The 23,922-nt window shown below is 43.8% G+C and carries 18 protein-coding genes; 13 read left to right on the top strand and 5 right to left on the bottom strand.

All coding sequences use genetic code 11. The annotated features are described in order from the left end of the window. Positions 1-33: 33 nt before the first annotated feature. The gene (locus K5609_RS21415; RefSeq protein WP_221075402.1) at positions 34-861 is read right to left on the bottom strand and encodes a porin family protein; all 828 of its coding nucleotides are present in this window, start codon (positions 859-861) and stop codon (positions 34-36) included. A 215-nt stretch (positions 862-1,076) separates the two neighbouring features. On the opposite strand from K5609_RS21415, the gene K5609_RS21410 reads away from it, so the two are divergent. Together K5609_RS21410 and K5609_RS21405 are read left to right on the top strand one after the other, a co-directional pair. Continuing rightward, positions 1,077-2,768, top strand: coding sequence for a mechanosensitive ion channel family protein (locus K5609_RS21410; RefSeq protein ID WP_221075401.1), 1,692 nt, complete (start codon positions 1,077-1,079; stop codon positions 2,766-2,768). A gap of 412 nt (positions 2,769-3,180) precedes the next feature. Beyond that, positions 3,181-3,861 (top strand): DUF2786 domain-containing protein, encoded by a 681-nt coding sequence (locus tag K5609_RS21405; RefSeq protein WP_221075400.1) that lies wholly within the window; start codon positions 3,181-3,183, stop codon positions 3,859-3,861. Positions 3,862-3,872: 11 nt separating this feature from the next. Here K5609_RS21405 and pyk read toward each other — a convergent pair whose 3' ends face one another. Beyond that, entirely contained in the window at positions 3,873-5,309 is a 1,437-nt protein-coding gene (gene pyk, locus K5609_RS21400; RefSeq protein WP_221075399.1) for a pyruvate kinase, read from the bottom strand. A gap of 146 nt (positions 5,310-5,455) precedes the next feature. Here pyk and nadE point away from each other — a divergent pair, with 146 nt between their 5' ends. Both nadE and K5609_RS21390 read left to right on the top strand, forming a co-directional pair. After that, positions 5,456-6,286 carry an ammonia-dependent NAD(+) synthetase gene (gene nadE / locus K5609_RS21395; protein WP_221075398.1) on the top strand — a complete coding sequence of 277 codons (831 nt, stop codon included), beginning with the start codon at positions 5,456-5,458 and terminating at the stop codon, positions 6,284-6,286. A 119-nt stretch (positions 6,287-6,405) separates the two neighbouring features. Further along, positions 6,406-7,026, top strand: coding sequence for a trimeric intracellular cation channel family protein (locus tag K5609_RS21390; RefSeq protein WP_221075397.1), 621 nt, complete (start codon positions 6,406-6,408; stop codon positions 7,024-7,026). Positions 7,027-8,907: 1,881 nt separating this feature from the next. Here K5609_RS21390 and K5609_RS21385 read toward each other — a convergent pair. Then, positions 8,908-10,269: an MATE family efflux transporter gene (locus K5609_RS21385; RefSeq protein WP_221075396.1), complete on the bottom strand. Its 1,362-nt coding sequence runs from the start codon at positions 10,267-10,269 to the stop codon at positions 8,908-8,910. 170 nt (positions 10,270-10,439) lie between these two features. On the opposite strand from K5609_RS21385, the gene K5609_RS21380 reads away from it, so the two are divergent. From K5609_RS21380 to K5609_RS21365, 4 genes are all read left to right on the top strand, one after another. Next, the gene (locus K5609_RS21380; RefSeq protein ID WP_221075395.1) at positions 10,440-11,561 is read left to right on the top strand and encodes a 1-acyl-sn-glycerol-3-phosphate acyltransferase; all 1,122 of its coding nucleotides are present in this window, start codon (positions 10,440-10,442) and stop codon (positions 11,559-11,561) included. Positions 11,562-11,641: 80 nt separating this feature from the next. Continuing rightward, the gene (locus K5609_RS21375) at positions 11,642-11,824 is read left to right on the top strand and encodes a hypothetical protein (protein ID WP_221075394.1); all 183 of its coding nucleotides are present in this window, start codon (positions 11,642-11,644) and stop codon (positions 11,822-11,824) included. A gap of 116 nt (positions 11,825-11,940) precedes the next feature. After that, positions 11,941-14,025, top strand: a complete 2,085-nt coding sequence (glgX, locus tag K5609_RS21370; RefSeq protein ID WP_221075393.1) for a glycogen debranching protein GlgX — start codon at positions 11,941-11,943, stop codon at positions 14,023-14,025. 389 nt (positions 14,026-14,414) lie between these two features. After that, positions 14,415-14,573 carry a hypothetical protein gene (locus tag K5609_RS21365; RefSeq protein ID WP_221075392.1) on the top strand — a complete coding sequence of 53 codons (159 nt, stop codon included), beginning with the start codon at positions 14,415-14,417 and terminating at the stop codon, positions 14,571-14,573. On the opposite strand, the gene K5609_RS21360 is transcribed toward K5609_RS21365, so the two are convergent. Next, positions 14,574-16,943 carry a DNA polymerase II gene (locus K5609_RS21360; protein ID WP_221075391.1) on the bottom strand — a complete coding sequence of 790 codons (2,370 nt, stop codon included), beginning with the start codon at positions 16,941-16,943 and terminating at the stop codon, positions 14,574-14,576. Positions 16,944-17,409: 466 nt separating this feature from the next. On the opposite strand from K5609_RS21360, the gene alr reads away from it, so the two are divergent. Next, the gene (gene alr, locus K5609_RS21355) at positions 17,410-18,525 is read left to right on the top strand and encodes an alanine racemase (RefSeq protein WP_221075390.1); all 1,116 of its coding nucleotides are present in this window, start codon (positions 17,410-17,412) and stop codon (positions 18,523-18,525) included. A 75-nt stretch (positions 18,526-18,600) separates the two neighbouring features. Here alr and pgi read toward each other — a convergent pair whose 3' ends face one another. Beyond that, entirely contained in the window at positions 18,601-20,253 is a 1,653-nt protein-coding gene (pgi, locus tag K5609_RS21350) for a glucose-6-phosphate isomerase (RefSeq protein ID WP_221075389.1), read from the bottom strand. Between the two features lie 297 nt (positions 20,254-20,550). Between pgi and K5609_RS21345 the strand changes: the two genes are divergently transcribed. From K5609_RS21345 to K5609_RS21330, 4 genes are all read left to right on the top strand, one after another. Beyond that, positions 20,551-21,687: a GGDEF domain-containing protein gene (locus K5609_RS21345; RefSeq protein ID WP_246612012.1), complete on the top strand. Its 1,137-nt coding sequence runs from the start codon at positions 20,551-20,553 to the stop codon at positions 21,685-21,687. Positions 21,688-21,692: 5 nt separating this feature from the next. Further along, the gene (locus K5609_RS21340) at positions 21,693-21,959 is read left to right on the top strand and encodes a YihD family protein (RefSeq protein WP_040306803.1); all 267 of its coding nucleotides are present in this window, start codon (positions 21,693-21,695) and stop codon (positions 21,957-21,959) included. A 91-nt stretch (positions 21,960-22,050) separates the two neighbouring features. Beyond that, a complete protein-coding gene (gene ccoG / locus K5609_RS21335) occupies positions 22,051-23,460 on the top strand; it encodes a cytochrome c oxidase accessory protein CcoG (protein WP_221075387.1) in 1,410 nt (469 codons plus the stop codon). Between the two features lie 21 nt (positions 23,461-23,481). After that, on the top strand, positions 23,482-23,883 hold the full coding sequence (locus tag K5609_RS21330; protein ID WP_221075386.1) for an MAPEG family protein: 402 nt from the start codon (positions 23,482-23,484) through the stop codon (positions 23,881-23,883). Positions 23,884-23,922: the final 39 nt, after the last annotated feature.

Here is a 23,922-nt window from a genome sequence, read left to right as displayed (position 1 = left end):
ACCTGTGGCCTTTTTTAGCTTGGGAAAGCTTGTTTAGAACTTATAAGCTACGTTGAGCATTGGCCCGCGGTAGTTATATTTTAAAGTGGTTTCATTCCATTCAGCTTCAACTAGGTAGTAGTTATAACCTAGCTCAACATCCCAATTTGGGTTGATATGGTAAGAGATAGAGGCGTTTAAATCGGCTAAGTAACCACTAGTATTATCTATAGATATATAGAAGAACTGAGTATGTGCGCCAATTGTCCAATCTTCCGATAAGTCGTAATCTGCCCATAGCCCTATATCTGGCAATGGAGCAGTGGTTGACTCATCAACTACTTCGCCGTCGGTATTGGCGCTATCACAGGTAATGCTTCCGTTATCATCAACACAACCGGCTATTTCACCGCTAAAGCCCATTTCAATGAACATAACGTGCAAACCTAAAGAACCACCTATTTCGGCACGATCGGTTTTGTAAAAAGAGTAGCCGTAGCCAGCACGTAGAATGTCAATGTCCATGCGGGTATTAATAGATGCGCCTACCAGAATACCTTTATCAGGATTATTAGGAAGGGTGTAACCAAAGGTTGATTTGGTAGTAGCCTGTCGATGTAAGCGACGCCAATCGGCATATACAATATGACGTTCATTAAACTTATAGCCGACTTCGAAGAAAGGAAGAAACTGAGATTCTTCAAGGTTGAGTGTGTCTTCAAAGTCCAGTTTTAGGTCACTACCATCAAATGCCTTAGTTGATATAGATGAATCAGTTTGCGCCCAAAAGCCACCGGCTTTTATCACCCATTCACCGGCAAAACTGGTAGAACTAAAGCTTGCTACTAGGGCAGCAAGAGGGAGCCACTGCTTGGTATTCATATACTATCCTTGTATCGCAGTACTAAAACAGAGCTACAGATGCGCTGTTCTACAATTTATCACTTCATTGTGAGCTATTAGTTAGTATAAGCACTTAAATCTGATAGTAAAATATAAACAAGCCACTATTCTTAAGGGGCGGTTTGATTTATTTTAAACCGTTCAGTTAGTCTGCATGTACAGCTTATTTACTACTTTGTTGGTTGGAGAAAGTGATGTTAAAGGAATTAACGCGTTATTGTGGTGCTCTGGGCTTAGCAGCATTGTTAGTCTGTGCTCCAATAACTTCGGTTATGGCAGTCGATTCTGGGAGTGACCAAGCTACTTTGTTGTTGGATAAATACCAGCGCCAGCAACAGCGAATCGAAAAAATAAAAGCCAATATCGACCAAGTCTCAAGCATTGAGCAGGCGGCTATATCTCACCGTTTGTTAGAACGCCATTTACATGCTTTTGAAACCATCAATCAGCTGTCTCAGTATTTAATTGAGCAAAAGGCCTTAGGCTTAGCCGATGAGCAAGTGTTGGCTGAAGTTGAGCAAATTATTGCCCAAAATAACCAAGATTTAGTTAATGGTATCGAAAAGCAGCAGCTTGAGTTTAATAAGGCTTACGCCGAAGAAGAAGCTGATGGCATTAAAGCTTTCCAACTCTATATCGAACACCTTGCTAGCTCAGACCTTATTTATACTGCCATGGTGCAGCAAATTTCTAATCAGCAAGCTTTAGGTTTTAGTGTTGATACTGAAAAAGAGTATTTGATTGACCGACTATATACCCGCGCCGAGTCTTTCTCTGGCATGGTGGGCTTAGTTGGTAAAAAGCGCGAAGAACTAGGCAAGCTAATTAAAATTACGCCAGATGATCAAAGCCTTAAAGACCAACTAGCGGTTGTTACCGAGCAGCTTGCGGTTGCCGGAGAAAGCTTCAAACTAACCGTGGATTTGCTTACTCAGTTGGGCTTTAACGCGTCGTTCTACCAGCAAACCTTGCTTAAGCTGGGTGGCCAAATTACAACCGATGTTCTGGATGTAAACATTTTAGGTGGCATAGCAAAACGTTGGTTAGAACGTTTATCTGAATACTTTGTAGAACACGGTGGCGAATGGATCTTCAAGGTATTTTTGCTGGTGGCTATTTACTATATTTTCCGCTCCCTATCGCGCTTAGTGCGTAAGCTAATAACCAAGAGTTTGGACTCTTCCAAATTAAACCTTTCATCTTTAATGAAAGATATGATTATCTCCTCAGTAGCGAGAGTGGTCATTATTATAGGAATACTGTTTGCGCTTGCCCAAGTGGGAATTTCGCTGGCACCTATTCTGGCTGGTTTAGGTGTGGCCGGTTTCATTATTGGTTTTGCTTTGCAAGATACTCTAGGTAACTTTGCCGCTGGTTTGATGATTCTTATCTATCGCCCTTACGATGTAGGTGACATGGTAGAAGTGGGCGGTGGGGTATTTGGTAAGGTGAAAAGCATGAACCTTGTGTCTACCACTATTCTTACCATCGATAACCAAACTTTGGTTATACCCAATAGCAAAATTTGGGGTGACGTTATTAAAAATGTTACTGCACAAAAACTGCGTCGGGTGGACTTGGTATTTGGTATTGGTTACTCAGACGATATTGAAAAAGCTGAAGCGGTATTAAATGAACTGCTAGAAAAACACCCAATGGTATTGCCAGAACCAGAGCCAACGGTGAAGTTGCATGTACTCAACGAATCTTCAGTTGATTTCATTGTTCGCCCTTGGGTTAAAACCGATGATTATTGGGATGTATATTGGGATATTACCCGCGAAGTGAAAATGCGCTTCGACCGAGACGGTATCTCTATTCCATTCCCACAGCGCGATGTGCATTTTTATCCTGCCACTAGCGAAGCAGCGCAAATTGAGAAATAGCTAGGGTCTGTTGATCTTTGCTGATGGTTTTTGCAGCAATAAATAGCCATTTAGGCAAGGCAGTGAGTGTGCAGTTAAGTGGGCTTAATAATCACTCGCTAAGGCTGAATAAATGGCTAATAAATTCTGCCCGAAGGGTTCGGATAAGCGAACTTTACTCTTTGTTAAGCACTTTTTGCTTAGCCCACTAGGCTTCTAAGTGCTCGCCGCGATTAAAGCCCGCTTATCTCGAACAAAATTTCAACACCAAAGAGCAACAGACCCTAAAACATTAACTACAAAATCAAAGGCTTGGTTTTTATTTCCAAGCCTTTGTTGTTTTTGATTCTGGCTACCGCCGCTGAATAACTGGAAAAATTGGCTAAAATAAGTAAAATAGCGCTTCATTTTTGAGCAGAGGTTGTTGCAGTTCGTGAGTCGTAAACGCGCCCTAGAAAAAATAGCCAAATGTTTAGAGTTGGGTAACTCCTCAAATATACATGAGGCTGCTCAAGCTATTCGCATGGCCCATCGGCTTATGCTTAAACACGGTCTCGAACAAGCTGATATTGAGCTTATTCAAATGGGTAAAACCTCTACCCAAACCCTGCTACCTGCCAACGTAAGTGAAAATATTCTGCGCATTATCCGCGGCATTAATAGCCGCTTTGGAGTTGAGGCTGTACTGGTTAATCACAAAGGTTTAAAACGCGCCGAGTTTGTAGGACATGCCGACCGCGCGGTATTTGCTGCTTTTGCTTTTGATATTGTTTACCGCGAAATGAACCAACAAGTGGGTTCTTTTAGAAATAGTTTCGCCGGCTCTGGCACCGACAATGTAACAGTGGCTCGCCGGGTTACTTCGTTTACTGCTGGTTGGTTAGAAGGTGCTTTGGAAAAGCTGCCAGATCTCACAACCAATGGTCGTAACGAGCATATGGACGACTACCTAGATGAGATGTTTGAAAAGCTAGATCGCGAAACCTTTAAAGCCAAGATTAAAGCCTCGATGGGACAGCTGACACCAGACTTTCAAACCGGCATGAAAAAAGGCCGAAAACTGTCAGTTAATCGGCCTGTAGAAGGCGCTAGAGCGGCTTCTCTACTTAGCTAGAGTATAAATACTTAGCTTACCTTTAGGATCTTACTGGTATTGGTATGACCGGTTTGGTCGAATACGTCACCGTGGGTCAATATAACCAAGTCGCCTTTGCTCAAGTAACCTTGTTCTTTCAGCTGTTCTATCGCTATTTTTGATACTTTAATAATATCTTCGCTGCTCTCATCAAAGTGAATTGGGTATACACCGCGATACAAAGCACAGCGGCTTAAGGTATTGGCATGACGAGACAATGAGAATATTGGCAAGCCACTACTTAAGCGAGACATTAACAGTGGTGTGCTGCCGGACTCAGTTAACGCAATAATAGCCTTCATGCCCTTCATGTGGTTGGCAGCAAACATGGTGCTCATGGCTACCGTTTCAGAAATACTCTCGAAGGTATCGTTAATGCGGTATTTCGACACGTTAATGCTGCGTTGTTTTTCTGCCCCTAAACATACGCTGGCCATCGCTTGTACTGTTTCAATAGGGTATTGGCCTGCGGCGGTTTCGCCAGAAAGCATCACAGCATCGGTACCGTCTAGCACGGCGTTGGCTACATCCATAACCTCAGCACGGGTTGGCATTGGTGCGCTAATCATCGATTCCATCATCTGAGTGGCGGTAATTACTGCTCGATTGTATTTTCGAGTGAGGCGAATAAGGGTTTTTTGTACACCCACTAATTCGGCATCGCCAATTTCTACCCCTAAATCACCACGTGCAACCATTACCGCATCAGAGGCTTTAATAATATCGATCATCGCTTCTTCGCTTGCTACTGTTTCGGCGCGTTCTACCTTAGCAACCAATTTTGTGGCTAAACCTGCTTGTTGGGTTAAACGACGGGCATAGTGCATGTCTTCGCCACTATTTGGGAAAGACACCGCTAAGTAGTCCACTTCAATTTTGGCTGCGGTAATAATATCGGCTTTATCTTTATCGGTAAGGGCTGCTGCGGATAAACCACCACCCAGTTTGTTTATGCCTTTGTTGTTCGACAAAATACCGCCAATGGTTACCTCGGTAGTTACTTGGCTGTCTTTTACCGCGGTTACTTTAAGTTGAATGCGGCCGTCATCGAGCAATAAGATATCACCAGGCTCTACATCTTTAGGCAGGTGTTTGTAATCTAGGCCAACTTGTTTTTCGTCGCCTAAGCCTTTGTCTAACTCACTGTCTAAAATAAAGCTGTCACCAACAACTAAATTAACTTTGCCATCTTTAAAAGTAGATACCCGAATTTTAGGACCTTGTAAGTCACCCAGTATCGCAATGTGTAGTTTATGTTTGCTGGCTAACTCTCTCACTTTGGCTGCGCGTGCCAAATGATCTTCTGCGGTTCCATGAGAGAAGTTAAGGCGCACCATATTTGCACCACTCAATATCAGTTGTTCCAATACATCGTCTCGGTCGGTGGCGGGGCCTAAAGTTGTGACTATTTTAGTACGTCTTAACATGTTGCTAATCCTTAAAAATTGATGAGATGTTTGCTTGAATTCGCTGATGCTGATTTAAGTATATGTAAACCAGCTTGTCCCTTGGTTTTTTTTTGTCTCTCAAGTACATTGCGCATTAGGGATATTATTTGCTGTGGGGTGACAGAATGAAACAGGCAATCTTGGCAGAAATGAAGGTTTTGCCAGAAATTGATCCAGAGTTTGAAGTTAAACGTCGAATCGACTTTATAAAAGCGCGTTTAAAACAAGCTGGTTTAAAAACACTAGTACTTGGTATTAGTGGCGGTGTTGATTCAACAACCACTGGTCGCTTAGCGCAATTAGCGGTAGAACAACTTAACAATGAGAGTGATAGTCAAGATTACCGCTTTATTGCCATGCGCTTACCTTTTGGTGAGCAAAAAGATGAAGCCGACGCACAACTAGCTTTAGGGTTTATTAAACCCTCACATGTTGTTACCACTAATATCAAAGCAGGTACCGAAGGCTTGCATACTAGTGCTAGCGAAAGTTTGGTGGCTGCTGGTTTAGATTTACCTGCTCAAGCTGCGGTAGATTTTGCCAAAGGCAATGTTAAAGCCCGTATGCGTATGATTGCCCAGTATGAAATAGCTGGCTTAAGTGGTGGACTGGTTATTGGAACCGATCATTCAGCTGAAAACTTAACGGGTTTTTACACCAAGCATGGTGATGGTGCCTGTGACTTAGTGCCCATCTTTGGTTTAAACAAACGCCAAGTTCGCCAAGTAGCCGATTACTTAGGTGCGCCTGAAAAGCTAATTGGTAAAGCGCCAACGGCCGATCTTGAAGAAGACCGCCCACAGCTGCCTGATGAAGTAGCACTAGGCGTTACTTATGACCAAATTGATGACTTCTTAGAAGGTAAGAGTGTTGCCGATGCGGTTGAGCAAAAGCTGATTGGTATATACCAACGCACCCAACATAAGCGTCAGGCAATTCCAACAATCTACGATTAAGCTTGTTGCTTAAATACCTTGAGCCGAAGCCGCCAGGCTTCGGCTTTGTTTGATCTGCGTCTTGTATTGCTAAGCGCAGATGTTGTCTAATTGCAGCCGAATTTTTAGAGGAACTCGCCTTGGGCAACAGCATCATATTTAGTCTCGATTTATTTGGTACCGCAATCTTTGCTATTTCCGGGGTATTGATAGCCAGTCGTCGCCGAATGGATTTATTTGGTGCCTTAGTGCTTGCCTGTGTTACTGCCATTGGCGGCGGTACTATCCGCGATATGGCTTTAGGTGCTAGCCCGGTGTTTTGGGTTGAGAATGGCTTGTACCTATGGGTGATTTTAGTGGCCAGTTTATCCTCTGTATTATTGCTTAATAACTTTCCAACTCCTCCTCGTTGGTTACTGCCGGTCGCAGATGCGATAGGTATGGCGGTATTTATGGCGATTGGTGCCGATAAAGCCTATCAATTTGGTGCGCCAATGATTGTGGCCGTTACCATGGGAGTAATTACCGCCTGTGGCGGAGGAATGATCCGCGATGTGCTGGCCAATCAAGTTCCTTTAGTACTTCAACGAGAGGTGTATGCCACTGCTTGTATTGTAGGTGGCTTAGTTTGGGTGGCCGCCTTGTACTTGGAGTTTTCGGTCACTATTGCTACAAGTGCTTGTATTTTGACCGCTTTAGTTATTCGCTTAGTGGCTATTCGCTACCATTTATCACTACCTAAGCTTGCTAAAAATCGTTAGTTAGCGATAAATGCCGATGGGTGGTGTGAGATATCTCTTACAAGCTTGTGCGTTAAAAGCAGCTTTGCTTACAGTTGTTAAAAGTAAATTTCCTTTTAAATTAGTCTCTTATGGTTTTTGTAAGAATTTGTAAGTAAAAAATTGAAAGTTTTTTGCTAATGCGGCTTTTTCTCAAACTTAGATTCCGTATAGTTGTTTGTGCACGGAGGCACTGACGTTTATCAGGATGAGAAACGTAGCAGGAGCTAAAAAGGAACAGCTACAGGAAGTAGCAAGGGACACCTCCTAGGAAGGAGACGTGCAACTGGTATGGAAGACCGGTTATGCCATAGAAGGCTAAAGGACAGCTCAAAGGATTTGAGAAAAGGATAACTACAGGACGTAGTAACACAGTCAAAAAGGATTGCAGGGAGCAACTACCCGTTCACGGATTTGAGCGATATGACTACTAGGGGCGACACGAAAGTGTCGCCCCGACCTTTTTCTAAGCCCAGCCAAGTGCTGGGTTTTTTATTGTTTGAATTTTGTTCGCCTATTTAGCTTTATCATTAAGCTAAAAGCTATTCACTTAGATTTATATTCTTCTTAACAGGGTTTATGTAGATAAATAGCAATTTAAAGGCTGCTCACTTTAGTTGCATATTTGGTGATCGACTAAAGACCGTGTGAGAGATCGACCATTCTATTAGACCGATAAATCTCTTTGTTTGTCAGTGCTGTTAATAAATTATATTTATTATTCAATAGTTTATTGTTTTTTACCTCTTAAGTAATAGTTTTGTTTAGATGTTTTTGTTTCTGGCCTACTGGGCTTTAGTTGGGATGAGCGTAAAGTATCAACCATCAGGACGAACGAAGATTCAGGAAGAATTAGGCAGGACGCCGAGGTATTTAGGACGCAGCGCTCAGGATGAGCAGGCTTATCAAGGTAGATGAGTTTGGATGTCAGCATAGGATTGCTAGAAAGCAAAATACCAAATAGCTTCAGGACGAAGTATAGGGATACCTCCAGGACGGAGAGAGCAAGTGTTTAGGATGAACGCTTATGCCATAGAAGGCTAAAGGACAGCCCAAAGGAACTGGGAAGAGGAAACGCTAAGGAATAGTGTGAAACAGTCAAAAAGGATTGCAGGGAGCAATTAACGTTCATGGAATAGAGCGATATGACTACTAAGAGGGCGACACGTATGTGTCGCCCTTTTTCTTTGCCTGCTATTTACTGTTAGGGTTTATTGCCTATCAGCAGAACTTTTAATGGATAACCTGTAATTAGTTGGGTTTTTATATTATTAATCTCGATCTGGTAGTTTCTTTATCTGCCATGGCCTGTGTGAGAGATCCGCCCGAGCTGCAGCGGGTAATGTCAGTTAGTTAATAAGCCTGTGTTAATTTAAATCTTTATATTTCAGTTTCTTATGTATTTATACTTATTTTTTAATGGTTAAAACTGAAATTATTTAGTTTTGGCTACTGGGATTAACAAGTGATCGGCGTAAAGTATTAACCATCAGGACGAGCCAAGGCTTAGGAAGAGTCAGGGCAAGATGCCAAGGTATTAGGAAGCATTGCTTAGGAAGAGCACGTTTATCAAGGAAGATAAACATTAGGATGTCAGCACAGGAGTGCTAGAAAGCAAAATACCTCAAACTTTCAGGATGAAGTTAAAGGATACCTCCAGGACGGAGAGAGCAAGTGTTTAGGATGAACATTTATGCCATAGAAGGCTAAAGGAAAGCTCAAAGGAACTGGGAAGAGGAAACGCTAAGGATTGGTGTGCAACAGTCAAAAGGATTGCAAGGAGCAATTACTGTTCACGGATAAGAGCAATATGACTACTTAAAAGGCGACACATTTGTGTCGCCTTTTTTCATTTCTGCGAAACTAAGATTGCGAATGTTGCCACCAGCTGTTTTTGCTCATCAAGCAAATCAATATGATTAAGCTCGCCAAGCCCGCCAAGGTATGGGCAATAATAATCGCTAAAAATATTACTTTGCTGCTTCCCCACATCGCGCCGATATAAATGGCCGGTAACATAAAACCAAACAAGCGAATTAAGTTTATCGCCATTGCTAACAGTGGCTTAGCTAAGGCGTTTAAGGTTTGAGCTAGCAATAAGGGCACAGCCATCATGCCGTAGCAAAAAGGTACTAGTTGTAAGTAATATTGGCTAAGCTCAGCCACTTCTGCATCGTGATTAAAGCTATAGCTCACTAAAGGGGCTAAGGCGTACATTGCGATAGCGAGCAACAGTTGCCAAACCACCGCTAGCCTAATGGCATGATGAACGATTTGCTGGGCGCGCTGTGCTTTGCCAGCCCCAACATTTTGCCCAACTAACATCGGAATCACCGAGTTAATCGCCATTACACCAATAAATAGTAAGGCTTCTACCCGTGTGGCAAAGCCATAGGCGGCAACGGTTGCTGTGCCGGCACTGGCCAAAATCACCAAGGTTATGGTGGTGGCTATGGGAGTAAGCAGCTGAGAAAACACCGCCGGAATGGCGATGCTAAGCAACTTTTTCCAAGAGGCGAGAAGCTGTTTAATAGAGCAAGCTTCAAAGCGTAGTAGTTTTAATTTAAAACTCAGTAGGTAAACAGCAACACTAAAGGTGAGTGCCCAAGCTACTGCAGTGGCTAAAGCGGCTCCTTGCACCCCCATGGCCGGCACAGGCCCCCAGCCAAAAATAAAAATTGGGTCCAATATGCCATTTACGATACCAGCAACCAGCATCACTATACTGGGGGTTTTACTGTCGCCACTGGCCCTTATGGCGCTATTGCCCACCATGGGTATCACTAATAGCGGAACCGAGAGATACCAAATTTGCATATATTGCTCAATATAGGGCATTACTGGTAATTCGGCGCCTAAGTGGCTGAAAAGAGGATAAATGCTGAAATAACCCAAGCCGGCAATAGCGATAATTAGCAGTAGGCTAAACAATAAACTATGGCTAGTGAGTTGGGCGGCCTGTTGATGTTGACGAGCCCCCAGTAGCCGTCCTACATGGGACGACAAGCCAATGCCTAAGCCCATAGCAACACTGGTGATGGCAAAGGTAATGGGAAAAGTAAAAGATACGCCAGCCAACGCATCGGTGCCGAGCATGGCAACAAAAAAGGTATCAACAAGGTTAAAAAAGATGATCGCAAAAATGCCAACTAAAGTTGGACTCGCCTTATTGATAATAAGCGGCGTGATGGGGGCATCAAGCAAATATTGGCGTTGTTGTTCCATTAACTTGCAGCTGGGAAATCGAGGCTCCAGTATACGTGGCTCAAAGGCTAAGCGAAAGAATCCGCATTAAGCCTTAAAAACTGCTAATAGTTGTTTAAATTTTAATCATTATTGTTGTTTTTAAGAGCAGAAAACGGTAAATTGCGGCTTCCTTAATAGCGAGAGAAGTTATGTCTCAGTTTGACAGTATTCGCCCTTATCAAGATTCTGAAGTAAAAAGTACACTGCAACGCCTCATTAATGATCCCGAATTTATCACTACTTTAATTAAGTTTCGTTACCCTAAAGCCAGTGGAGCCTTTCTCTCGCTAACGTCTTTTGCCTTGCGCCAAGTACTTAAATTTAAAGTAAGAAACGTAAAAAGCGTTTACGACTTTCAAGTAATGGTCGAGCGCTACATGGCGCACATGATCAAAACAACCACCTCACAACTAAGCTCTAGTGGTTTAGACAGCCTAGATTTATCTAAGCCGCATTTGTTTATCTCAAATCACCGAGATATTGCCCTCGACCCAGCTTTTGTAAACTACTTGCTGCATGTAAATGGCCAAGACACGGTGCAAATTGCCATTGGTGATAACTTATTAAGCAAGCCTTGGGTGTCTGACTTAATGCGCCTTAACCGCAGCTTTATTGTTAAGCGCTCAGCCAATGCTAAACGTGAAAAGTTGGCTAATCTAAAAGAGTTATCCGCTTATATTCAACACACTCTGGCGAGCACTGGCGACCATATTTGGATTGCTCAACGAGAAGGACGCGCCAAAGACGGCTTAGATATTACTAATTCTGCGCTTATTTCTATGTTGGCCTTAAACAAATCTAAGCAACAAGACTTTGCTGATTACATTAAAGAGCTAAACATTGTTCCGGTGTCTATTTCTTATGAGTTTGATCCTTGCGATGTGGCTAAAGCGAATGAGTTAGTATCGCAAAGCCAGCATGGTGAATACCAAAAACAAGAGCATGAAGATATTTACAGTATATCGCGCGGTATTGTGGGTCAAAAAGGTCGAGTGCATGTGCATTTTGCAGAACCACTGGCTGGCGAATATGAAAATGCTAAAGACGTGGCTGAAGCTTTAGATAAAGCGATTATTGGTAACTACCAGCTTATGCCTACCAACTGGATTGCCCTTGGTGATGCTATCCCAGAAGAAATTCCTGCTAACGAATTAGCTGAAGCAAAGCGCTATTTTGAAGCGAAGACTGGCGATATTAGTGCAGAGGTCCGATCTCAGCTGTATGAAATGTACGCAAACCCAATTCGTGCTAGGCAGCAACTGTCTGAATAATATAAAGATTAAATACTTTATATAGCCTTGGCATTGTAGCTGCATACCCCTAAGTAGGTATAAATATTTAGGGGTATGATATGTTCCGTACAAAAACTAGCCAAACCATCTCCAACGTCTTGTCTGATCAAGGCAAACTAGAGCAACTACTGTCGTTAATGTTGCCTGACGAAGTTGCTGAACTTGATCAACTTGGTGCTCAGCATTGCCGCAGAAAACGTCAAGCCAGTGGTCGTTCACACTCAATTTCGGCTAAATTTTAGTCATTTTCTGTTAATAAACTTACTGTGTAATAGGCTGTTACTGATAAACTATAGGGAAAGAGCCAACTAATAGGCTTTTCATCTCAGTTCATAGCAAAAATAAGACAGCACAGTATATGGCCACAAAAACTCAAGCGGGTGTTTCATTTCCACTCGGCGCCACTTATCAAGGTAAGGGCGTTAACTTTAGTATTTTCTCTAAAAATGCCACGGGAGTTACCCTTCTATTATTTAAAGAAGTTAACTCTCGTAAGCCTTTTGCCGAGTTCCCTTTAGATCCAAATACCAACAAAACCGACCATTACTGGCATATTTTTGTTGAAGACCTAGACGTAGGAACGCTCTACGGCTTTCAAGTAGACGGTCCTTGGCAACCAGAGCGCGGTTTGCGTTTTGACCCAAGTAAGGTATTGCTCGACCCATACGCCAAAATGACCCACTTCCCAGATAACTATTTGCGTCAGGTCGCGTCACGTCACGGTCATGTAAATACCAATCAATGTATTAAAGGTGCAGTGGTAGATTTACGTGGTTTTGATTGGCAAGGCACTCACCCAATTAAACGCTCACTGCAAGATACTGTTATTTACGAAATGCATGTAGCGGGTTTTACCAAGCACTCATCGTCTGGTGTAGCAGAGCATAAGCGAGGCACTTACGCAGGTGTTATTGAAAAAATTCCTTACCTAAAAGAACTAGGTATAACTGCCGTGGAATTAATGCCAGTACAGCAGTTCGATTTGCAAGATGCCCCTTTAGGTAAGCAGAACTATTGGGGTTACAGCCCAATTAACTTTTTCTCGCCACATACTGCTTATAGCTCCGACAAAAGTGTCTGTGGTGCCTTTAATGAATTTAGAACCATGGTGCGCGAGCTGCACAAAGCCGGCATTGAAGTGATATTGGATGTGGTGTTTAACCACACGGCAGAAGGCGGCCACGACGGTCCAACACTTAGCATGAAGGGCTTGCAAAACGATACCTACTACATGCTAGAAAACGAAAAGCGTTGGTACAGTAACTACTCGGGTTGCGGCAATACTTGTAATGCTAACCACTCGGTAATGCGCCGTATGATCCGTGACGCACTGCGTTTTTGGGTAAACGAAATGCACGTAGATGGCTTCCGCTTTGATTTAGCCTCGGTACTAGCGCGTGACTCTAAGGGTCATGTAATGAAAGAGCCACCACTGCTATGGTCGATTGATTCAGATCCTTCATTGGCTGGCACTAAAATTATTGCTGAAGCTTGGGACGCAGCGGGCCTTTACCAAGTAGGTGAATTTGTTGGTGACCGCTGGAACGAATGGAATGGTAAATTCCGAGATGATGTACGTTCGTTCTTCCGTGGTGATTCAGGTGTTACTGGCAAATTTGCGTCGCGCTTATTGGGTAGCCCAGACATTTATTATAAAGAAAACCATTCGCCTCAGCGTTCTATTAATTTAGTGACTGCGCACGATGGTTTCACCTTAAACGATTTAGTCAGCTACAACGATAAGCACAACCTAGAAAATGGTGAAAACAACCGTGATGGTGATAACCACAACATTAGTTATAACCACGGTGTAGAGGGGCCAACCCTAAACCCAAAAATCAACGATCTGCGTGAACAGCAAATGAAGAACTTCTTCGCTACTTTGTTGCTCTCTTTAGGTACGCCAATGATTACCATGGGCGATGAAGTAAAACGCACTCAAAACGGTAATAACAATGCTTACTGCCAAGATAACGAGTTATCCTGGTTTGACTGGACATTAGTGGACAAAAACCAAAACTTACTGCGCTTTGTTCAAGAGATGATTAAGTTACGTCGTTATGACGATGTGCTTGAAGAGAAGATCCACTTGAGCCTGTCGGATGTGATTCATGATGCCAATATCGAATGGCATGGTGTGCATCAAGGTCAGCCCGATTGGTCTGAACATAGTCACTCTATTGCGGTTACTTTATTAGACCCTTACTCAAAAGACCGCTTATACATGGTGTTTAACTCCTACTGGGAAGAGTTAGAGTTTGAAGTGCCATGCATTGAAGGACATTGGTTTAAGCTTGTTAATACCGCAGCCAAACCGCCAGAAGATGTTTATGACTTTAAAACCGCGCCCATGTTAGAAACAGGCTCGGTTAAAGTGGCTGCACGTTCGGTAATGGTATTTGTGGCTAACCCACAAATTGAAAAACGTAGTGAGAGAGTTTAACTCGCTGCCTTACTAGTTTGTGCAGGGCAATAAAACTTTGCCCATGAAGAATGGGTAGTGTGTGAATAGCTAAACACGCTACCCAACATTAATACCAATAATAGTACTCTTACACCCATCGAAAAAAACGCCATTGTGTTGCCCTCTTTGCCTCCATCCGTGTGACTTGTTGCCATTATGATTTGCTAGTTTGAGGCTAGTATCTAACGAAAGTTTCATTATTTTAATAAGTTATGGACTTTTGTTTGATAAAAGTGAGCTAGGTTGGGTTTTTATGCTGAATTCAGAAAACTTGTTGTGTTCGTAATTAGTCAATTTAACCCGAAACACTAGAGCATACTCTTAGTTAATTGATCTTGTGGCTATTACAACAACTAAGTGAGCCTGTGTTGAATTCAGATAAACTTATCAAAAACATTCGCCGACGAACTTTGGTCATTCGTAGCATGATTGCGTCAATTTTGTTGATGCTCTTTGTAGGCGTAGCCGTAGAGGCCGACCCATTGCAATCTGTTGGTAGTCCGGTATCTAGTCGCGCTAATCTTTAGTTAAAACAAACCTAATTGCGCAGAGGTTATTTGCTCAAAATCCAAATCAATGAAGGGCAAAATAGCATCGGCAATCGGCTGTAGTTGTTTGTCTAAATAATGCTGATAGTCGATTTGGCTAACTCGGTTAGTTAGCGGCTCAGGCCCATTTATGGTCATCCAATAGGCAATGCTGCCTTTATTTTGATATTGCAGTGGTTTACCTAGGGCTTGGTTATGTTCGTCGGCGAGCCGCGCTGCTCGCACCTGTGGTGGCACATTCTTCACGTACTCGGCTAACTTGCGGCGTAAACGCTTACGGTAAATAACTTGCTGGTCGTACTCACCGGCCATTAGCTTATCGACGGTATCTAGAACAAACTGGCGTGGGTCTTGGTCAGAAAATACTCGCTCGAGCAAACCGGTTTGAAATATCTTCGCCATCTCTGTCCAATCGGAACGTACCGTTTCTAAACCTTTTATGACTAACTGCTTATCGTTGGTTAAACCTGCATAACGCTTTTTACTGCCGGTTTCTGAGCCGCGAATGGTTGGCATTAAAAAGCGAGAAAAATGAGTCTCAAACTCAATTTCTAGGTGACTATCTAACTGCATTTCTGAGGCTAGCTTGTGCTGCCAATATTGATTTATACCTTGCGCCAGTTGTTGGCCTATTTGTTTGGCTTGCTCTGCGTTCAAAACTTGATTTAGCCACACAAAGGTGGAGTCAGTGTCACCATAAATCACTTCATGGCCTTGCTCACTGATCCACTCTGCTGTTTCTTGCATTAGCTGGTGGCCGCGCATAGTGATTGAGCTGGCTAAGCGGGGATCGTGAAAGCGACAACCAGTAGAGCCTAGCACTCCATAAAAGCTATTCATTAAAATTTTGATTGCCTGCGAGCGAGCGCTGTCATGGTCGGCCTTGGCTTGATCGCGTTGCAACCAAAGCTGATTAATGATCTCTGGTAAAAAATGTTTATCGCGGCTAAATACTCCACCTCTAAAGCCTTCAATGGCATTGTCGGGGCTCGCTAGCCCTTCAATTAAGCCCAGCGGGTCAATTTTAAAGGTACGAATGATAGAGGGATACAGGCTCTTAAAATCGAGTACCAGCACATTGTTATACAAGCCTGGCTTAGAGCTCATCACATAACCGCCGGGGCTATCGGCGATAAAGTCTCGTGTAAGGTTTGGCGCTACATAGCCAGCTCGGTGCAATTTAGGCAAATAAACATTGGTAAAGGCAGCCACCGAGCCACCACTTCTATCCAGCATTAAGCCAGTAAGTTGGCTGCGCAAACATAGGTATTCAAGGATTTGCGTATGCTGGAAGATGTCTAACACTAACTTACAGTCTTCGAGGTTGTAGGCGGCAAGCTGGGGCTTGTTGTGAGCAAAGTTGTGGTTAATCTCAGCCATACGATCATGCACTTCGTCTACCAACTTTCCGCGCTTAAGCAGTTGCTGGGCAACGTTTTCCAAGCTAAAACTATCGAAGTGATAAGTGGCTGATTTTAGTGCGTCTATGCCGTCCACTACTACACGCCCAGGAATGCTAATAAAACCTGTTTGCTCGTTATCGCTTCGCTCGCGCCAACGCGCCACGCCTTGTTGGCGGCCTAAGGCCAGTTTTATCCCATGCAAAGCGGCGCGTTTAACCAGCAATCTAAAATCAAAATTGATGACATTCCAACCAATTATGATGTCCGGGTCGACTTTTTCTATTACTAGCTCAAGCTGTTTTAGTAAGGCATATTCATTGGCCAGCCAGGTTATTGGCGTATCAGCGGCTTGTTCACTGCCAATCATAAGCACTTGCTGAAAGTGCTCACCGTATAATCCAATCGAGTAAAGTTGGCCTTTTTCACTGCACTCTATGTCTAGCGATAGCACCGAAAGCTTAGGTGTATATTGGGCCGTTTTTATTTTGGCTTGTTGCCAAGCGGGGTAACGTGGATTACTACCTTGGCTGCCCGCAAAAGCCATGCTGCCATAACAAAAACGTTCGGTAAGAAAGCGCTCATGTAACTTTATGTCGTGTTCAAAGCAGCTTAATCCGGCTTGCTGTAAGTTTTGTGCGGCGCGGTAATGCGCATCGATACTGGCAAAGTACAAGGCAGTAATCGGCTGGTGCTGGAAGGTGTTTAACGCTACGCCTTGGTGCTTAAGCAAGTGCTCGCCAACAATTTCAAGCACGGCATCTAGTTCACTACTTAACACAAAAAATACCGGCAGCTGGTCACTAACCTCTAAACACACCGGGCCTTGGTCACTGGCTAACCAAAGCTGAATACAAGCCCGACCTTGACGATCGTAACTATTGGCGGTGAGTAAAAAACCTTGTCCTTGCCGCTGCTGGCTTGGCACTGTAAGCCCTCGGTACTGCATTATGCTTGGCAACTTAGCACAAAGCCCTACCCTATCGCTAATTAAGCGGCGTAATTTGGGGAGCGCCCATGCTTACTAGCGGTGAGGTATCTATCAATGGCAACTTTACCTAAGTTTATTGGGAAAAATCATTCTTTGTGAGCGGGTAAGTGCGGTAAAGCTAGCTTGTTCTCTGATTAATCACACCAATATAGTTAGAGTTGTAATTATTTTAATTCTAATTATATATCCCGAAGTACAGCATGCCTAATGCAGGTTTATTGGTTATTTAGGGTGGTTTTCATATGTTTTGCTTGAATGTTAAACTGTTTTTCGTCATTATAATGCTTAGTGTTGGAATTATATTATTTAGAGTTGAAAGCTTTTTATGGAAAGCTTGAACTTTATTGTCACTGTTTCTCATTACTTTTATTGTTGGTTAACTAAGCAAGGAGAGCTAAGAGCATTGCTCTTATTCGTATAAAGTTTGCAAAATCATGTAGCTGTAAATATCTACCCCGAAAGATTCGCGCAAAATATTCGCTTTTTGAAACAGGCTGTCTCTCCAACCAAACTCTGTGTGGTGATGAAGTCAGACGCTTATGGCCACGGTTTAGCTGAGTTAGCTCCAGTTGCCGCTGAAGCCGGCGCAGATGCCATAGGTATTTGCAGTAATGATGAAGCACGCACCGTTCGCCAGTTACTCCCCAACATTCCACTAATTAGATTACGCAGCGCCCTTAAGCAAGAGTACGATGAATCCGCCAGCTTACTAAACCTTGAAGAACAGGTGGGTTCCCTAGAAGTGGCTGAGTATTTACATCAGCTTGGGTTACGCAGGCAGCGACCTATTCCCGTACATATAAAAATAGATACGGGTATGGGCAGAAGCGGCTTTTTTGTTGAACAGCTAGAGGCGATAAAACAGGTATGCCAATTAGCTGGGCTACAAGTAGTGGGGTTAATGACCCACTTTGCCAGTGCCGATGATCAAGACTTAGCGCAAACCGAAGCCCAGCTTGCTCAATTTACCCAGTTAAAGCAGCAGCTAAGCCAATATTTGCCTGCTGATGTTTTATGCCACTCACACAACAGTGCTGCCAGCATAAGATTAAAGGATCAGCGTGCTGATTTAGTGCGCATTGGGGCCGCCTGTTACGGCGCGCAAACCAGTCAATGTTTTGAGCAACCCGCCGAGCTGCAAACCGTAATGGATATGCATACCAGTGTTATGGAAGTAAGAGATGTTCCTGCAGGCACATCTATTGGTTACGGCAGTAAATTTACCACTCGCTTTAATAGTCGTATTGCCAGTATTCCGGTGGGTTTTGGCGAAGGTTATCCGCGAGCGTTATTTAATAAAGGCCAAGTATTGATAAATGGCCAACGTTGTCCGGTGATTGGCCGAGTATCTCTAAACATTACCACCATAGATATCACTCAGCTTAAACAGCCTGTTGCCTGGGGCGATGACGTGGTGCTACTGGGTCAGCAAGGCGACGAGAGCATCAGCCTCGAAGAATTGGCTGGTGAGTTTGATAGCGTACATACCGAAATAAATCTAATGGCAGGTTTAATGAATCAGCGTAGTTATCTAGAGTAGAAATTGATAGCTGCAAATAAAAGAGCTGACCTAGGCCAGCTCTTTGCGTTTAAAACGGAAGCTTAAGCTTTAGACTTAGCTCCACGCTTTAAAGGTATTAATTAAACCATTGGTTGAGCTGTCGTGGCTGCTTACTTCGCTGCCGTCTTTTAACTCTGGCAAAATTTGGTTAGCTAGCTGTTTACCTAGTTCTACGCCCCATTGGTCGAAGCTGAAGATGTTCCAGATAATGCCTTGTACAAAGATTTTGTGTTCGTACATAGCAACCATGGCACCCAATGAACTTGGAGTGATTTTCTTAACCAAGATAGAGTTGGTAGGTTTGTTACCGGTGAACACTTTAAATGGCGCTAGTTCTGCTACTTCTTCTGCTGATTTACCCGCTGCTACTAATTCTGCTTCTACGGTTTCGCGTGACTTACCAAAAGCTAAGGCTTCGGTTTGGGCAAAGAAGTTAGACATTAACTTAGCGTGGTGATCCGATAATGGATTGTGGCTAGTTGCAGGTGCAATAAAGTCACATGGGATCAGCTTAGTGCCTTGGTGAATAAGTTGGTAGAAGGCGTGTTGGCCGTTGGTACCAGGTTCGCCCCAAATAATTGGGCCAGTTTGGTAATCAACTGGATTGCCGTTACGGTCTACATTTTTACCGTTAGACTCCATGTCACCTTGCTGGAAGTAAGCAGCAAAGCGGTGCATGTATTGGTCGTAAGGTAAAATAGATACGCTTTCTGCACCAAAGAAGTTGTTGTACCAAATGCCAAGCAAACCAAGAATAACCGGTAGGTTTTGCTCTAACTCTGCGCTAGCAAAGTGTTGGTCCATGGCGTGTGCGCCGTCTAGCAGTTCAATAAAGTTGTCGTAGCCAACCGTAAGGGCAATCGACAAACCAATGGCTGACCAAGAAGAGTAACGACCGCCTACCCAATCCCAAAACTCAAACATATTGTCGGTATCAATACCAAACTCAGCAACAGATTTAGCGTTAGTCGACAGTGCTGCGAAGTGTTTAGCTACATGAGCTTGGTCGCCAGCTGCTGCTAGGAACCAATCGCGCGCGCTGTGGGCGTTGGTCATGGTTTCTTGAGTAGTGAAGGTTTTAGACGCCACTAAGAACAAGGTAGTTTCTGGGTCTACTTGTTTTAGGGTTTCGGCAATGTGAGTGCCGTCTACGTTAGATACGAAGTAGGTGTTAATGTGCTCTACTTTGTATGCGCCTAAGGCTTCAGTAATCATTACTGGGCCTAGGTCTGAACCACCAATACCAATGTTTACAATGCTTTCAATGGCTTTACCGGTGTAACCTTTCCATTCGCCAGAATGTACTTTTTCACAGAAGCCTTTCATTTTCTCTAGTACTGCATTAACTGCAGGCATTACGTCTTCGCCGTCTACCATTACTGGGGTATTGCTGCGATTGCGTAGCGCGGTGTGAAGTACCGAGCGACCTTCTGTTTGGTTGATTTTCTCACCAGAGAACATGGCTTTAATTGCGCTATCTAGCTTGGTTTCTTTAGCTAGGGCAACTAATTGCTGCATGGTTTCTTCGGTGATTAGGTTTTTAGAGTAATCCAGTAAGATTTGCTCGTTAAACTCTACCGAGAAGCGGTTGAAACGGTCTGCGTCAGCGGCGAATAGCTCGCTAAGTTTAACCTCTTTTTGTGCTTCAAAATGCGCTTGTAACGCTTTCCAAGCCTGTGTAGTTGTTGGATTGATATTGTCCAGCATTGACCTTGTTCCTTAGATGCTTTACCTAGTTGACCGAGTTGCAAGTTTATTGACCAGCACTTGCGGGTAGCACTTTACCCTTTCTAGGAAAAAGGACGCAAGCAATCAGATCAATATTGTTTAAAAGCTTGCAGCTTATTTTAGTTAAGTTTGATGAATTTGTAGTGAAACTGCGCGCGAGTTTGCGATTTATCCATCTTTTATCAAAGTGTTTTTCTGTTCTCGCCATTCCACTTGTTGCTACAATGCCCACAAATTACTCGCCTCTCACCAGCAAGGGATCTGTTTTTGCGCAACGTGCAGTTACAAGTAAACACCGAAAACGCCCGTTATTTGCTAAGTAATGGCCGCTTGGTGGCATTAATGACCGCTGCGTATAGCCTTATTTGGTGGTGTTTGTTTGCGCCTAGCCTTTCTTCAAGCCTGCATTTGCTGTGGCTGTTTTGCATGTTGGCTTTATCGGCCGTGTTTTACTTTTTTGCGCGTATTCAAAGCGAAGTGATTGACGATTTTGTCCCGGCGCCGCAACTTACGCGTTACTTTAGTTTGGCTACCAGTTCTGGAGTGCTTTGGGCGGTAGGTATTCTGCTATTTATGCCGGTTTTACCTGCTTCCGAGCGTTTGTTGTTGGTAATGCTGGTGGGGGCTTTATTGTCCTTAGTCGTGGTACCCAATTTATTAAGCATTCGTAGTTTTAACGGTTTTAGCATTCCGCTGTTGTTGGCCTTGTTGGTCTCGGTAATAGGCGCTAGTCGAACCGAATGGGTGGCTTGTTTGGTATTGTTACTTAGCTGGGGTGTACTCAACATAGTGTTGCGCCGGGCAGAACATTTGGTGAAAGCGAGCTTCTCCGAAGGTGCGCTTAATAAAGTGAAGGCTTTAGAGCTGGCAGACAGCCACGCCCTTATGCGCCACCAAAGTGAGCGCGATGCACTTACCGGCCTGTATAATAGGGCTATATTTGAGCAAACGCTGGCCTTACATTGGCGTTTAAGTAGCAGGGCGAATACTTCTTTAAGTTTATTGCTGATCGATGTTGATTTCTTCAAGCCTTATAACGATCATTACGGTCACGTTGCTGGCGATCAATGTTTAAGCAAAGTTGCTAGTTTGTTTACCCAAGCACTGCAACGTGAAGACGACATTGTTGCCCGTTATGGCGGTGAAGAGTTTGTAATGGTATTGCCCAACACCGATACCAAAGGCGCATTGCAAGTTGCTGCAAGAGTTAGAACACTAATGGCCGAGGCTAAATTGCGTCATGAGTATTCGACCGCAGCCAGTTATGTGACCGTGAGCATTGGTATTTCTTGTTTAATTCCAGTGGCTCAGCAAAGCACCAAAGAGATCGTAGATAAAGCCGATAAGGCACTATATAGAGCCAAGCAGTTAGGTAGAAACCAAGCTGTAGTGGCCGCCCGTGGAGAAGTATAATGAGTATGCAGTTGCATCGTATTGAAGAATTAATCGATTTACTCACACCGGTTTGGAAACAACAACCGGAGCTTAACTTAGTAGAAATTATCACTCAAATAGCCGACCAAGCTGGGAACAATAAACCCTTGAGTGAACTGACCGATGACGTGCTTATTTACCAACTTAAAATGCTTACAATTGGTAAAGACGAGATGATTCCTGGCATCGCAAAAGATTGCGAGGATGATTTTAAAACCGCCTTATTAAAAGCACGTGGCGTAAAAGTTTAATTTCTTAAGTGGCAATTGCGTCTGCAATTGCCGTTTTTGCTTAAGCAAAGGCATTAGTCACATCAGTGCCTCCTCTCATAAGGATTGAGTGATGAGTGAACGTATTCCTGTTAAAGACGTTAGCCCCAAACCTCGCGCGGCTAAAAAACGTGCTCCGGTAGATCGTTACAACCCCCAAGAACAAATTTATGTGCGTGAGCAAAAAGGTGTATTTCAACGCTTGCGTAAGTACATGGGCTGGTTTTTTATCGCGGCTTTTGTGATTGTGCCGTTTATTCCTTACGGCGATCGCCAAGCAATTTTGCTAGATATGGGGGCGCGTCAGTATCACTTTTTTAGCTTAACCCTGTGGCCGCAAGATTTATTATTATTGGCTTGGTTCTTCATTATTGCCGCCTTTGCTTTGTTTTTTATTACCACCTTTTTAGGCCGCGTTTGGTGTGGTTATTTGTGTCCGCAAACGGTGTGGACCTTTATCTTTATCTGGTTTGAAGAAAAGATTGAAGGCAGCGCCAATAAGCGTAAAAAGCTAGATAAATCGCCCTGGAGCTTTAACAAAATTTGGCGAAAAACAGCCAAACACACTGCATGGATTGCGGTGTCGGTATTTACCGCTTTGTCGTTTGCCGCTTATTTTGTGCCCGTTAAGCAGCTGTGGTGGGACTTCTTTACGCTAAATGCCAGCGGTGCGGTTAACTTCTCGGTGATTTTCTTTACCGTAGCAACTTATGCCAACGCAGGTTGGATGCGCACCATTGTATGTACTCACATGTGCCCCTATGCGCGTTTTCAGTCGGCCATGTTTGATAAAGATACCTTTATTGTTGGCTACGATACCGAGCGTGGCGAAAGCCGTGGCCCACGTAAACGTAATTCAGACCATAAAGCCTTAGGTTTGGGTGATTGTGTAGATTGTGATTTATGTGTGCAGGTGTGCCCTGCAGGCATTGATATTCGCGAAGGTTTGCAATACGAGTGTATTAACTGTGGTGCTTGTATTGATGCCTGTGACCAAACCATGGAGCGCATGAACTACCCGAAAGGTTTGATTCGCTACACCACCGAGCATAACTTGGCGGGGCAAAAAACCGATGTACTGCGGCCTAAGCTGATCGGTTATGGAGTGGTGTTAAGCGCCATGCTGGTCGCTTTTGTATTCACCTTGCTTAACGTGAAGCCGATGCAGTTAGATGTGCTGCGTGATCGATCTTCTTTGTACAACGAAACTTCTGAAGGTTTGGTAGAAAATACCTACACCTTAAAGGTGATTAACAAATCCTCTGAAGCGCGTCAGTTCCACTTAAGTGTGCGTGGTTTGGAAGAAGTAGAATGGATAGGCCAGCAAATTGTCACAGTAAAAGGTGGCGAAGTGTTTAGTTTGCCTATTTCACTGGCGAGTGACCCTTACTTGTTGCCTCGTTCGATCACCGATATTGAGTTTGTACTAGAAAGTGGCGATGACCAGTTTATCCAAGCTAGTCGCTTTATTAGTGGCGGTTAACAGGGTGTTGGAGAATAGAGCTTGAAATTGGTACTGGTGTGTTTTACGTTGCTGTTAGTGCTGCCTTATTTGCTGGCAGCACTTGGTTCGGCAGCGCGAAAGCGCCAGTTAGGCACTATAGATAACCAAGATCCCCGCCAACAATCCCAATTGTTAAACAGTGTTGGTCAACGCATCTATGCTTCTCAACAAAATGCTTGGGAAGCCTTAGCTTTGTTTGCGGGCAGTTTGCTAATAGCCCATCTTGCAGGGCTTGATTTTAGCCGTATTCAATATGCCGCTTTGTTATTTACCGCTACTCGCTTGTTGCACCCTTGGGTATACGTATTTGGCTTTGCTACCTTGCGTTCGTTGCTAATGCTGGTGGCTTGGTTAAGCTGTATTTATATTGTGGTTCAAGCCTTTCATCAGCTACCTGCTTAGCGCTGGCTAGGGAACTTGTTTTACTGCTACACTGCGCCG

Source organism: Agarivorans aestuarii, assembly GCF_019670125.1.
Taxonomy (GTDB): Bacteria; Pseudomonadota; Gammaproteobacteria; order Enterobacterales; family Celerinatantimonadaceae; genus Agarivorans; species Agarivorans aestuarii.
The sequence above is the reverse complement of the archived record's forward strand: the minus strand, read 5'-3'. Positions and strand labels throughout refer to the sequence as shown.

Bases quoted from the DNA above. Each gene is read 5' to 3' on its own strand.
- K5609_RS21415 (WP_221075402.1), bottom strand. From the start codon at position 861: ATGAATACCAAGCAGTGGCTCCCTCTTGCTGCCCTAGTAGCAAGCTTT.
- K5609_RS21410 (WP_221075401.1), top strand. From the start codon at position 1,077: ATGTTAAAGGAATTAACGCGTTATTGTGGTGCTCTGGGCTTAGCAGCA.
- pyk (WP_221075399.1), bottom strand. From the start codon at position 5,309: ATGTTAAGACGTACTAAAATAGTCACAACTTTAGGCCCCGCCACCGAC.
- nadE (WP_221075398.1), top strand. From the start codon at position 5,456: ATGAAACAGGCAATCTTGGCAGAAATGAAGGTTTTGCCAGAAATTGAT.
- K5609_RS21385 (WP_221075396.1), bottom strand. From the start codon at position 10,269: ATGGAACAACAACGCCAATATTTGCTTGATGCCCCCATCACGCCGCTT.
- K5609_RS21380 (WP_221075395.1), top strand. From the start codon at position 10,440: ATGTCTCAGTTTGACAGTATTCGCCCTTATCAAGATTCTGAAGTAAAA.
- K5609_RS21375 (WP_221075394.1), top strand. From the start codon at position 11,642: ATGTTCCGTACAAAAACTAGCCAAACCATCTCCAACGTCTTGTCTGAT.
- glgX (WP_221075393.1), top strand. From the start codon at position 11,941: ATGGCCACAAAAACTCAAGCGGGTGTTTCATTTCCACTCGGCGCCACT.
- K5609_RS21360 (WP_221075391.1), bottom strand. From the start codon at position 16,943: ATGCAGTACCGAGGGCTTACAGTGCCAAGCCAGCAGCGGCAAGGACAA.
- pgi (WP_221075389.1), bottom strand. From the start codon at position 20,253: ATGCTGGACAATATCAATCCAACAACTACACAGGCTTGGAAAGCGTTA.
- K5609_RS21340 (WP_040306803.1), top strand. From the start codon at position 21,693: ATGCAGTTGCATCGTATTGAAGAATTAATCGATTTACTCACACCGGTT.
- ccoG (WP_221075387.1), top strand. From the start codon at position 22,051: ATGAGTGAACGTATTCCTGTTAAAGACGTTAGCCCCAAACCTCGCGCG.